Below are 12,203 nucleotides of genomic sequence, written 5' to 3'. Positions count from 1 at the left end.
AGGGAGGAGGCGACGATGAGCCGGCGTTCCGGGATCCTCGAGTTCGCCGTACTCGGCCTGCTCCGCGAGTCCCCGATGCATGGCTATGAGCTGCGCAAACGACTCAATACGTCACTGGGTGTGTTCCGTGCCTTCAGCTACGGGACGCTCTACCCCTGCCTCAAGACTCTGGTCGCCAACGGCTGGTTGATCGAGGAATCGGGTTCCACACCCGAGGACGCCCTCGCAGCTCCACTCGCAGGGCGTCGCGCCAAGATCGTCTACCGGTTGACGGCGGAAGGCAAAGAGCACTTCGAGGAGCTGCTCTCGCAGACGGGTCCCGACGCGTACGAGGACGAGCACTTCGCCGCCCGCTTCGCGTTCTTCGGACAGACGTCACGCGACGTACGCATGCGCGTACTGGAGGGCCGCCGCAGCCGGCTCGAGGAGCGCCTGGAGAAGATGCGCGCCTCTCTGGCGCGCACCCGGGAGCGCCTCGACGACTACACGCTTGAGCTCCAGCGCCACGGAATGGAGTCCGTGGAGCGCGAAGTGCGCTGGCTGAACGAGCTCATCGAGAGCGAGCGAGCGGGACGGGACGTCAAGGGTTCCGTCTCCGAAGGCTCCGCTCAGCAGGACAACACATCTGGAGAGACGGGCGGCCTGCCCCGGCACCGGGACAGCACCCGGCCGGATCCGTCCGACGACACCACCAGGTGAGACCCGTTGGGGTTTCACTACGTACATACAGGGAGCAATCGGAATGGGTTCGGTTCGCGTAGCCATCGTCGGCGTGGGCAACTGCGCCGCCTCGCTGGTGCAGGGCGTCGAGTACTACAAGGACGCCGACCCGGCGGCCAAGGTGCCCGGTCTGATGCACGTCCAGTTCGGCGACTACCACGTCGGTGACGTCGAGTTCGTCGCCGCCTTCGACGTCGACGCCAAGAAGGTCGGCCTCGACCTCTCGGACGCCATCGGCGCCAGCGAGAACAACACCATCAAGATCTGCGACGTCCCGAACAAGGGCGTCACGGTCCAGCGCGGTCACACCCTCGACGGTCTCGGCAAGTACTACCGCATGACCATCGAGGAGTCCGCCGACGCCCCGGTCGACGTCGTCCAGATCCTCAAGGACAAGCAGGTCGACGTCCTCGTCTGCTACCTGCCCGTCGGTTCCGAGGACGCGGCGAAGTTCTACGCCCAGTGCGCCATCGACGCCAAGGTCGCCTTCGTCAACGCCCTCCCGGTCTTCATCGCCGGCACCAAGGAGTGGGCGGACAAGTTCACCGAGGCCGGTGTCCCGATCGTCGGTGACGACATCAAGTCGCAGGTCGGCGCGACCATCACGCACCGTGTGATGGCGAAGCTGTTCGAGGACCGCGGTGTCCGTCTTGAGCGCACCATGCAGCTCAACGTCGGCGGCAACATGGACTTCAAGAACATGCTGGAGCGCGACCGCCTCGAGTCCAAGAAGATCTCGAAGACGCAGGCCGTCACCTCGCAGATCCCGGACCGCGACCTGGGCGAGAAGAACGTCCACATCGGCCCGTCGGACTACGTGCAGTGGCTCGACGACCGCAAGTGGGCGTACGTCCGCCTCGAGGGCCGCGCCTTCGGCGACGTCCCGCTGAACCTCGAGTACAAGCTCGAGGTGTGGGACTCCCCGAACTCCGCGGGTGTCATCATCGACGCCGTGCGCGCCGCGAAGATCGCCAAGGACCGCGGCATCGGCGGCCCGATCCTCTCCGCGTCCTCGTACTTCATGAAGTCCCCGCCGGTCCAGTACTTCGACGACGAGGCCTTCGAGAACGTCGAGAAGTTCATCAAGGGCGAGGTCGAGCGCTGACGAGACAGGGAGCCGTGCGTCAAAGCACATCTCTGTGAACGTCGTTGAGGGTCCCCGGGCATTCCGCCCGGGGACCCTCCTCGTATGTGAGGCTGTGCCCCATGGCTGTCGTGCGTGACCTGCGCGTCCTCCTGCGCTTCCAGGGCTTCAGGCGCCTGCTCGGCATACGGCTGCTGTCCCAGGGCGCCGACGGGGTCTACCAGGTCGCGCTCGCCACCTACGTCGTCTTCTCACCGGAGAAGCAGACCTCGGCGGCCTCGATCGCCTCCGCGATGGCGGTGCTGCTGCTCCCGTACTCCCTCATCGGCCCCTTCGCCGGTGTCCTGCTGGACCGCTGGCGGCGCCGCCAGGTTTTCCTGTACGGCAACCTGCTGCGGACCGCGCTGGCGTGTGTGACGGCTGTCCTGATGCTGAGCCACGTGCCCGACTGGCTCTTCTACGCCTCCGCGCTGTGCGTCACCGCGGTCAATCGCTTCGTCCTGGCCGGCCTTTCGGCCGCGCTGCCCAGGGTCGTCGACTCGGACCGCCTGGTGATGGCCAACTCCCTGTCGCCGACCGCCGGAACACTCGCCGCGACCCTGGGCGGAGGTCTCGCGTTCGTCGTACGGCTGGTCGCCTCGGACTCCGACGCGGCGGTCGTCCTCGTCGGGGCGGCCCTGTACCTCTGCGCGGCGCTCGCCTCCCTGCGCATCGCCCCGGAACTGCTCGGCCCCGACCAGCAGTCGACGCAGCCGCATCTGGCCAAGGCGCTCGTCGGCACCGCACGCGGCCTGGCGGCGGGCGTACGTCATCTGGCCGAGCCCGCACGGCGGGAGGCGGTCTGGGCGCTGCTGGCGATGACGCTCATGCGCTTCTGCTACGGCGCTCTGACCGTCATGGTGCTGATGCTCTGCCGCTACGCCTGGGCGCCCGAATCGGGTTCGGACAACGGACTCGCGCTGCTGGGGCTGGCCGTCGGTGTCTCCGGGGCCGGCTTCTTCGTGGCGGCCGTGGTGACGCCCTGGGCGGTGGGCAGGCTGGGGCCCGGCGGGTGGATCGTCGCGTGCGCGGGCGCCGCCGCGATCCTGGAGCCCGCGCTGGGCCTGCCGTTCGCCGCTGCCCCCATGCTGGTCGCCGCGTTCGTCCTGGGGCTGACCACACAGGGCGCGAAGATCGCCACGGACACGATCATCCAGTCCTCGGTCGACGACGGCTTCCGCGGCCGGATCTTCTCCGTTTACGACGTCCTGTTCAACGTCGCGTTCGTCGGCGCGGCCGCAGTAGCCGCTCTGATACTGCCTTCTGACGGACGCTCGGTTTCCCTCGTCGTCACCGTGGCAGCGCTCTACGCGGCAATTACTCTCGCTATGGCCCGCTTTGAACTGCAGTAAGTGTCACATCAGTGCCACAGAGCCCCTCCTGACTACTGCGTTGTCACAGGGTCCCGATAGCTTACGTGCGTCTTATTCGCGTCTCCGCGTCACGCGCCTACGTTCTAGGGGGACCCCTAAGTGACCACTCCGCCGCCCCAGGGCCAGAACCCGTTCGCCCAGGGCCAGCCGCCCCAGGGTCAGGCCCCGTACGGCCAGCAGCCGCCGCAGGGTTACCCGCAGCAGCCCGGCTACCCCCAGCAGCCCGGCCAGCCCGGCTTCCCCCAGCAGGGCGCCCCGTACGCCCCGGTCCCGCCGCAGCGCCCGAAGCGCAGCATCAGGCAGTACCTGCGCATAGTCGTGGCCATCGCGGGCCTCAGCATCATCGTGGGCGGCTGGTTGCTCAACAAGGACGGCGAGGACGCCAAGAAGCTGGCCGTGGGCGACTGCCTGTACAACAAGGGGACCTCGAACGACCCCGACGTCGTCCAGGTCGACTGCAGCAACTCGAAGGCCACGCACAAGGTCCTCAAGAAGGCTGACGGCGCGTCGCTGCCTTCGCTGACCTGCCAGAGCGTCACGGGCACGACGGCGACGCTGACCTGGGAAGAGACGGGCGAGTCCTTCACGCTCTGCCTGGGGGACAACAAGTAACCCGCACAGCTGGATGTGCGAAGGGGCGGTGTTTCACGTGAAACACCGCCCCTTCGCGTCACCCGGGGTCATGTTTCACGTGAAACATGACCCCGTTCCATGAGCCTCAGCTCTGCTCGGCCCACCACTCCTTGAGCGCCGCTACCGCAGCATCGTGCTCCATCGGCCCGTTCTCCAGACGCAGCTCCAGCAGGAACTTGTACGCCTGGCCGATCGCCGGACCGGGGCTGATTCCCAGGATCTCCATAATCTGGTTGCCGTCGAGGTCGGGGCGGATCGCGTCGAGCTCTTCCTGCTCCTTGAGCTGGTCGATGCGCTCCTCCAGGCCGTCGTACGCGCGGGAGAGTGCGGTCGCCCTGCGCTTGTTGCGCGTGGTGCAGTCGGAGCGGGTCAGCTTGTGGAGGCGGTCGAGGAGCGGGCCCGCGTCACGTACGTAGCGACGGACCGCGGAGTCCGTCCACTCGCCGGTGCCGTACCCGTGGAAGCGCAGATGAAGCTCGACAAGGCGCGAGACGTCCTTCACAAGATCATTGGAGTACTTGAGCGCCGTCATCCGCTTCTTGGTCATCTTCGCGCCCACCACCTCGTGGTGGTGGAAGGAGACCCGCCCGTCCTTCTCGAAGCGACGCGTCCGCGGCTTGCCGATGTCGTGCAACAGCGCGGCAAGCCGGAGGGTCAGGTCGGGACCGTCCTCCTCCAGCGCCATCGCCTGCTCCAGGACGATCAGCGTGTGGTCGTAGACGTCCTTGTGCCGGTGGTGCTCGTCACGCTCCAGTCGGAGCGCGGGAAGCTCCGGCAGCACATGGTCGGCCAGCCCGGTGTCGACGAGCAGCGTCAGGCCCTCGCGCGGGTGCGTGGACAGGATCAGCTTGTTCAGCTCGTCCCGGACCCGCTCGGCCGAAACGATCTCGATGCGCCCGGCCATGTCCGTCATCGCGGCGATGACCTCGGGGGCCACCTCGAAGTCGAGCTGCGCGGCGAACCGGGCGGCACGCATCATCCGCAGCGGATCGTCGGAGAACGACTCCTCAGGGGTGCCCGGCGTCCGCAGAATACGAGCGGACAGGTCGCCGAGGCCGCCGTACGGGTCGATGAACTCTTTCTCCGGCAGCGCGACGGCCATCGCGTTCACCGTGAAGTCCCGGCGCACGAGATCTTGCTCGATGGAGTCGCCGTAGGACACCTCAGGCTTGCGCGAGGTCCGGTCGTACGCCTCGGAGCGGTACGTCGTGACCTCGATCTGGAACGACTGCTGTACGTCGTCCACGCGGGCGTCCTTCTGCGCGCCCACCGTGCCGAAGGCGATCCCGACCTCCCAGACGGCGTCCGCCCAGGGCCGCACGATCTTCAGTACGTCCTCGGGGCGGGCGTCGGTCGTGAAGTCCAGGTCATTGCCGAGCCGGCCAAGGAGCGCGTCCCGGACCGAGCCGCCGACCAGGGCGAGCGAGAACCCGGCCTCCTGGAAACGGCGGGCGAGGTCGTCGGCGACAGGCGACACCCGCAGCAGTTCACTCACCGCGCGGCGCTGCACCTGACTCAGGGCACTGGGGTTGTCTTCGTTGGCGTTCGGCACAACAGAAAAGGGTACGTGGCCGAGGCACCCGCGGGCTCCTCCATAAAACGTGCACAGGCAGCCCCAATTTCTGGGGGCATCAATACGCGCACATACAGGGCAGTCGGCCCGGTCCGCCGATCTTGTGATGTACTCCGCGGCACTTACCCTCCGCGCACATCGTTACCATGCGTGGACGCACATTCCGACGACCACTGACGACGACGAGGGACGGGCGAGCGCGTGGCCGAGGCGGCAGACTTCCAGGGGATGAGTCCCTCACCTGCCCGCCGGTGGCTCCGGCGCAGCGGAGCACTGCTGGCCGGGGTACCCCTGCTGGCCGGGCTGCTCCAGCTGCCCATCAGCACGTCCGCGGCCGCCGCGGAGAAGACCTCCGTGGCCGAAGCCACCGGGTCCAGCACGGTTGACGTCTCCCTCGACTCGCTCAGCCCCAGCGCCCCCACGGACGGCGACACCCTGACCGTCTCCGGCTCGGTCACCAACAACGGCAAGCAGGCCGTCACGGATGCCCATGTGGGTCTGCGCGTGGGACCGTCCCTGAACACTCGCTCCGCCATCGACACCGCCGCGAAGCGCACCGGGTTCCAGCTGGGCCTCGACCCCTTCGAGGTCGGCGGCAAGTACGTCGTGAAGTTCTCCAAGCTCGCCGCGGGCGTCTCGCAGCACTTCAGCATCTCGGTGCCCGTCAAGGAGCTGAACCTCGGCTCCGACGGGGTCTACCAGCTCGCTGTCTCACTCACGGGCCGTACGGCCGCCCAGCAGTGGGACCAGGTGCTCGGCATCCAGCGGACGTTCCTGCCCTGGCAGCCCGACGAGGCGGGCACGAAGACGAAGACGACCTACCTCTGGCCGCTCATCTCCACGGTCCACCTCACGGCGGAGACCGGCTCGGACGAGGCACAGACGCCCGTCTTCAAGAACGACGACCTGGCCAAGGAGATCTCCCCTGGCGGCCGCCTGGACCAGCTCCTGTCGCTGGGCAGCGACCTCGACGTCACCTGGGTGCTCGACCCGGACCTGCTGGCGTCCGTCGACGCGATGAGGGACAGCTACCGGATCCAGGGCGAGAACGGCACCACCACGGCGGGCAAGAACCAGGCGGTCGCCAAGGCCTGGCTCGACAAGCTGGAGAAGACCGTCCAGGACAAGAAGGTCGTCGCCCTCCCCTTCGCCGACCCCGATCTGGCATCGCTGGCCCACAACGGCAAGGACGTCACCGGTTCCCTGAGCCACCTCAAGGACGCCACCGATGTGGCCTCCAGCACGGTGGAGACGATCCTTCATGTGAAGCCGAGCACAGAGTTCGCCTGGCCCGCTGACGGCGCCGTCGACCCGTCGATCGTCAAGGTGGCCACCTCGGCCGGCGCCGACAAGGTGATCGCCCGCAGCGACAGCCTGCGCGAGACGGGCGGTCTGCCCTACACACCGAGCGCGGCCCGCCCCATCGGCGGCGGAACGACGGCGGTGGTCGCGGACGCCCGGCTGTCGACCGCGTTCCAGGGCGACATGACGAAGGCCGACAACTCCACGCTCGCCGTGCAGGAATTCCTCGCCCAGAGCCTGATGATCAACCTGCAGGAGTCGGAGGAGCAGCGCAGCATCGTGGTCGCCCCGCAGCGGATGCCGTCCGCGAGCCAGGCCCAGACGATGGCGCAGGCGCTCAAGGCCCTCCAGGACGGGAACTGGTCGGAGTCCCAGGGCCTCGCCGCGGCCGCCAAGGCCAAGCCGGACACGGGCGCCACCACAAAGGTGCCCTCCGCGGCCTCGTACCCGTCCTCGCTGCGCAAGCAGGAGCTGCCGCGATCCGCATTCGAGCAGATCCAGGCCACGCAGAACAAGCTCGACAACTTCCAGGTGATCCTCACCGACAAGGCTCGGGTGGTCACCCCGTTCGGTCGGGCCATAGACCGCGGGATGTCCACGTCCTGGCGGGGCCGCGCCTCCGAGGCGGAGACCTTCCGCAAGGGCGTGGAGTCGTATCTCAACGGCCTCACCGGCCTGGTCCGGCTGATCGACAAGTCCGACGCGAAACTGTCCGGGCGCAGCGCCACGATCCCCGTGACCGTGCAGAACAACCTCGTACAGGGCGTCGACCATCTGGTGCTGCGCCTCACCTCGCGCCAGCCCACCCGACTCAAGATCGGCGACGGCCCCTACCAGGAACAGCCGATCCAGGTCGCGGGCGAGCACAGCCAGTCGGTGAAGTTCACCACCTCGGCCGAGGCCAACGGTCCGGTCAAGGTCGTCGCCCAGCTGTACACGGAGGACGGCCAGGCATACGGTCCCGAGGTCACGTTCGAGGTGAAGGTCACCGAGATCACCCCGACGGTCATGCTGGTCATCGGCGGTGGCGTCCTGCTGCTCGTGCTCGCCGGCTTCCGGATGTACACGCAGCGCAAGCGCGCCGCCGCCCGACAGGCCGAGGAAGAGCCGGAGGACGGTCCCGAGGCCGAGGGCGTGAACAAGGACGCGGACGGCACCGTAGACACTGAGAACACCGAAGGCTCCGAGAACGGTCCCGAAGGGGAGTCCGGCGCGGAGCCCGGGGCAGACGACCCGGAGCACCCGAGTGACCCGACACCGGACACCGCACCGGAAAGCACCGACCCGTCCGGCACGGGTGAGAGAGTGGACCGTTGAGCGATGTCGTGGCCGGTGGGCCCGGGGACGATGAGGTGGGGTAACCATGAACGCGCCGTACGACGGTGACCGCGGCCAGGGCGCGGGCGGCTCGGGCTACCCCGAGGGCTACCCGGACCAGGACGCGGGCCACGCCGGCTACCCCGAGGGCCAAGCGCCGGAGCACGGCCAGATGCCGGCCGGTCCCGCCGCGGACATGTACTTCCAGGACGCCTACGACCAGGATCCCTACCGGGCGCAGGACCTCTCCGCCCAGGACCCGGTGGCCGAGGCGCTCTACGACCGTGCCGCGCACCCTCCGCCGCCCCCCGGCGCGTACTACCCGCAGCAGCCGCTCTACGCCCAGCCGCCCACGCCGCAGTACGCCCCCGACCCGCGTGTGTGGGCCCAGACGCCCCCTCCGGAACCGGCCGGCCCGACGCGGCACCTTCCGTACGGCGAGGACGCGCGCACCACCCAGTTCGTGGGCGTCGACGACCTGGTCACCCAGGCCGGCGAGGAGCGCCACGAGCCCGACGCCTTCGCCCATCTCTTCCGCGACCAGCAGCAGGGCGGCGGCCGTCCCCCCGTCGGCCAGCACGCAGTACCGTCGCCGGCACCTGAACCGGCTCCGGCCCCCGCACAGCCCTCGGCGCCCGCACCCGCACCCGCAGCTGCCGCGACGAAGTCGGGCGGACGCGCGTCGGGTCTGCTGAAGTCGAGCGCGGTGATGGCGGCGGGCACGCTGGTGTCCCGCCTCACGGGCTTCGTACGCACCATGGTCATCACGGCCGCTCTCGGCGCCGCGACACTCGGTGACGCCTGGACCGTGGCGTACACACTGCCGACGATGATCTACATCCTCACCGTCGGCGGCGGACTCAACTCGGTCTTCGTGCCCCAGCTGGTGCGCTCCATGAAGGACGACGAGGACGGCGGCGAGGCCTACGCCAACCGCCTGCTGACGCTCGTCATGGTCGCCCTCGGCGTGATCGTCACCGCCGCTGTCTTCATCGCGCCGCTGCTGATCCAGCTGATGTCGGACTCAATCGCGAGCGACCCGGCATCGAACAACGTCGCCGTCTCCTTCGCCCGCTACTGCCTGCCCACGATCTTCTTCATGGGCGTCCACGTGGTGATGGGCCAGATCCTCAACGCCCGCGGGAAGTTCGGCGCGATGATGTGGACTCCGGTCCTCAACAACATCGTCATGATCTTCACCTTCGGGATGTTCCTCTGGGTGTACGGGACCGCCGGGGACTCCGGCATGACGGTGAACAACATCCCGCCGGACGGCATCCGCCTGCTGGGCATCGGTACCCTGCTCGGTCTGGTCGTTCAGGCCCTGGCGATGATCCCGTATCTGCGCGAGACCGGGTTCCGGTTCCGCCCGCGCTTCGACTGGAAGGGCCACGGCCTCGGCAAGGCCGTCAAGCTCGCCAAGTGGACCGTGCTCTTCGTCCTCGCCAACCAGGCGGGTGTCCTCGTCGTCACGCAGCTGGCCACCGCGGCGGGCAAGGCCTCGGGCAGGAGCGGCGCGGGCATCCTGGCCTACTCCAACGCCCAGTTGATCTGGGGCATGCCGCAGGCGATCATCACGGTCTCCGTCATGGCGGCCATGCTCCCGCGGATCTCCCGGGCCGCCCACGACGGCGACCCGGGTGCGGTCCGCGACGACATCTCCCAGGGGCTGCGCACCTCGGCGGTGGCGATCGTCCCGGTCGCCTTCATGTTCGTCGCCCTGGGCATCCCCATGTGCACCCTGCTCTTCGGCTCCAGCAGCGTCGAGGCCGCCCAGTCCATGGGCTACGTGCTCATGGCCTTCGGCCTCGGCCTGATCCCGTTCTCGGTGCAGTACGTGGTCCTGCGTGGCTTCTACGCCTACGAGGACACCCGCACCCCCTTCTACAACACGGTCATCGTGGCCGCCGTCAACGCGGCCGCCTCGGCCGTCTGCTACGTGGTGCTGCCCTCTCAATGGGCGGTCGTCGGTATGGCGGGCGCGTACGGTCTGGCATACGCCGTGGGCGTCGGAGTGGCCTGGCAGCGGCTGCGCAGGCGGCTGGGCGGCGACCTCGACGGCGCCCGCGTGCTGCGTACCTATGCCCGTCTCTGCCTGGCGTCCATCCCGGGCGCCCTGGCAGGCGGCGCGGTCGGCTTCGCCATCACCCGAGCCCTCGGGCACGGGGCTCTCGGATCGATCGCGGCGCTCCTCACCGGATCGATCGCCCTGCTCGGCGTCTTCTACATCGCAGCCCGGAAGATGCGCATCGAAGAACTCAACTCAATGGTCGGAATGGTCCGCGGGCGCCTAGGGCGCTGAGGCGGGGGTACGCGCACAACCATCGTCCGTCGCCGTGTGTCGTGCATAGCGCCGGACTATGGGCACAATTGGTTTCTGCGTCGGACAGCGCGCAACAGATGGGGAGGCAGGGACGACGGTGGCGGAACGGAGCACGGCTGCCGTCGACGTGGCAGACAACAGCGGTGACGAGCCGCTGACCGCCAAGGCGGACCAGTCCACGGCCGACGGGGTGGCCCAGAACCGGGAGCGGGACACGGAGAGCGAAGAGGCACAGGGGAGCGGCGGGACCGAGAGTCCCGGAAAGGCCTCACCGCCCGAGCTGCACAGCGGCCACAAGCTCGCCAGACGCTACCGCCTCGAGGAGTGCGTCACCCGTCTGGACGGTTTCAGTAGTTGGCGTGCGGTGGACGAGAAACTCCGCCGCGCCGTCGGTGTGCACCTGCTGCCCGCCGACCATCCACGGGCCCGCTCGGTACTGGCGGCGGCCCGTTCCTCCGCCCTGCTGGGCGATCCCCGCTTCGTCCAGGTCCTGGACGCGGTCGAGGAGAACGACCTCGTCTACGTGGTGCACGAGTGGCTGCCGGACGCCACGGAGCTGACGGCGCTTCTGGCCTCGGGCCCGCTGGAGGTGCACGAGGCCTACCAGATGGTGAGCCAGGTGTCCCAGGCGATGGCCGCCGCGCACCGCGAGGGCCTCGCGCATCTGCGGCTGACCCCTGGCGCCGTGCTGCGCACCTCGTCCGGCCAGTGGCGCATCCGCGGGCTCGCCGTGAACGCCGCGCTGCGCGGCATCAGTTCCGACACCCCGCAGCGCACCGACACGGAGGCGATCGGCGCACTCCTGTACGCCGCGCTCACCCAGCGCTGGCCCTACAACAACGACGCGTACGGCCTGTCCGGGCTGCCCAAGGGCGTCGGCCTCATCGCCCCCGACCAGGTTCGCGCCGGCGTCCACCGGGGCCTGTCCGAACTCGCCATGCGCGCCCTCGCCAACGACGGCGCGACCGCCTCCCGCCATGAATCCCCGTGCACCACGCCGGAGGAACTGGTGAAGGCGGTCAGCGAGATGCCCCGCATCCGTCCGCCGGAGCCGGTGTTCACCGCCCCGCCGGAGTACCAGCGCACGACGTACCAGCAGGGCTCGTACGGCCGTCCGGCGCCGCGTCCGGGTGTCACCCAGCCCGTGCCCACTCCGCCGCCCCCGCTGCAGAGCCGTACCGGCAAGGCCCTCAAGTGGGCCGTGTCGGCTCTCCTCATCGCCGCGCTGGGCCTGGGCAGTTGGCAGCTCGCGGACGCCCTCATGGACCAGGACAACAAGTCCGACGACACGAAGCAGACGCAGACGACCGACGGCAACGACAAGAACAGCGACAAGACCAAGCCGGCCAAGCAGCTCAAGATCCAGAACGCGCAGGAGTACGTCGCGAGCGGCGAGCCCCAGGCTGCCGGGGACGTCGGCAAGACGTACGACGGCGACAGCAGCACGTACTGGCGCACCAAGAAGTACAACGCCGGTCCGACGCTGGCGCCCTACAAGCCCGGCGTGGGCATCGTCTACGACCTCGGCTCGGCCCAGGAGATCTCAGCCGCGTCGATAGGACTCCGCTATCCCGGGGACCACACGACGATCCACCTGTACGCGACGGACTCGTTGTTGCCCTCGACGTCCGTTGACGGGATGAACGAAATCGGTTCCGTCACCACGAGCGGCACAACCGCGAAGGTGAAGGGCAAGTCCGTGAAGACGCAGTACGTCCTGCTGTGGATCACCGACGTGCCGAAAGCGCCCGCCGACGGTTACAGCAGCGCGGGCTACAAGCAGGCCATCACGGACGTGAAGTTCACCGGCTGACAGGTCGTCGACGCGTCGCTGAAGGG

The 12,203-nt window shown here is 68.7% G+C and carries 8 protein-coding genes; 7 read left to right on the top strand and 1 reads right to left on the bottom strand.

Annotated elements, in window-relative coordinates; translation table 11 throughout:
* Positions 1 to 15 precede the first annotated feature (15 nt).
* The 4 genes from OIC96_RS24370 to OIC96_RS24355 all read left to right on the top strand — a co-directional run bounded on the left by OIC96_RS24370 (position 16) and on the right by OIC96_RS24355 (position 3,828).
* A complete protein-coding gene (locus OIC96_RS24370; protein ID WP_330305795.1) occupies positions 16 to 699 on the top strand; it encodes a PadR family transcriptional regulator in 684 nt (227 codons plus the stop codon).
* A 43-nt stretch (positions 700 to 742) separates the two neighbouring features.
* Positions 743 to 1,825, top strand: coding sequence for an inositol-3-phosphate synthase (locus OIC96_RS24365; protein ID WP_330305796.1), 1,083 nt, complete (start codon positions 743 to 745; stop codon positions 1,823 to 1,825).
* A 101-nt stretch (positions 1,826 to 1,926) separates the two neighbouring features.
* A complete protein-coding gene (locus OIC96_RS24360) occupies positions 1,927 to 3,195 on the top strand; it encodes an MFS transporter (RefSeq protein WP_330305797.1) in 1,269 nt (422 codons plus the stop codon).
* A gap of 120 nt (positions 3,196 to 3,315) precedes the next feature.
* Positions 3,316 to 3,828, top strand: a complete 513-nt coding sequence (locus OIC96_RS24355; RefSeq protein ID WP_330305798.1) for an LppU/SCO3897 family protein — start codon at positions 3,316 to 3,318, stop codon at positions 3,826 to 3,828.
* 106 nt (positions 3,829 to 3,934) lie between these two features.
* On the opposite strand, the gene OIC96_RS24350 is transcribed toward OIC96_RS24355, so the two are convergent.
* Positions 3,935 to 5,401: a CCA tRNA nucleotidyltransferase gene (locus OIC96_RS24350; RefSeq protein WP_330305799.1), complete on the bottom strand. Its 1,467-nt coding sequence runs from the start codon at positions 5,399 to 5,401 to the stop codon at positions 3,935 to 3,937.
* A 222-nt stretch (positions 5,402 to 5,623) separates the two neighbouring features.
* On the opposite strand from OIC96_RS24350, the gene OIC96_RS24345 reads away from it, so the two are divergent.
* The 3 genes from OIC96_RS24345 to OIC96_RS24335 all read left to right on the top strand — a co-directional run bounded on the left by OIC96_RS24345 (position 5,624) and on the right by OIC96_RS24335 (position 12,177).
* Entirely contained in the window at positions 5,624 to 8,041 is a 2,418-nt protein-coding gene (locus tag OIC96_RS24345) for a DUF6049 family protein (protein WP_330305800.1), read from the top strand.
* A 46-nt stretch (positions 8,042 to 8,087) separates the two neighbouring features.
* Positions 8,088 to 10,343 carry a murein biosynthesis integral membrane protein MurJ gene (gene murJ, locus OIC96_RS24340; protein ID WP_330305801.1) on the top strand — a complete coding sequence of 752 codons (2,256 nt, stop codon included), beginning with the start codon at positions 8,088 to 8,090 and terminating at the stop codon, positions 10,341 to 10,343.
* 118 nt (positions 10,344 to 10,461) lie between these two features.
* The gene (locus OIC96_RS24335) at positions 10,462 to 12,177 is read left to right on the top strand and encodes a protein kinase family protein (RefSeq protein ID WP_330305802.1); all 1,716 of its coding nucleotides are present in this window, start codon (positions 10,462 to 10,464) and stop codon (positions 12,175 to 12,177) included.
* Positions 12,178 to 12,203 lie beyond the last annotated feature (26 nt).

The sequence above is a fragment of the Streptomyces sp. NBC_00775 genome, from assembly GCF_036347135.1.
Lineage (GTDB): Bacteria > Actinomycetota > Actinomycetes > Streptomycetales > Streptomycetaceae > Streptomyces > Streptomyces lutosisoli.
The sequence above is the reverse complement of the archived record's forward strand: the minus strand, read 5'-3'. Positions and strand labels throughout refer to the sequence as shown.

What these genes read in the sequence shown, in the direction of transcription:
- OIC96_RS24370 (WP_330305795.1), top strand. Translation starts at nt 16, where the DNA reads ATGAGCCGGCGTTCCGGGATCCTCGAGTTCGCCGTACTCGGCCTGCTC.
- OIC96_RS24365 (WP_330305796.1), top strand. Translation starts at nt 743, where the DNA reads ATGGGTTCGGTTCGCGTAGCCATCGTCGGCGTGGGCAACTGCGCCGCC.
- OIC96_RS24360 (WP_330305797.1), top strand. Translation starts at nt 1,927, where the DNA reads ATGGCTGTCGTGCGTGACCTGCGCGTCCTCCTGCGCTTCCAGGGCTTC.
- murJ (WP_330305801.1), top strand. Translation starts at nt 8,088, where the DNA reads ATGAACGCGCCGTACGACGGTGACCGCGGCCAGGGCGCGGGCGGCTCG.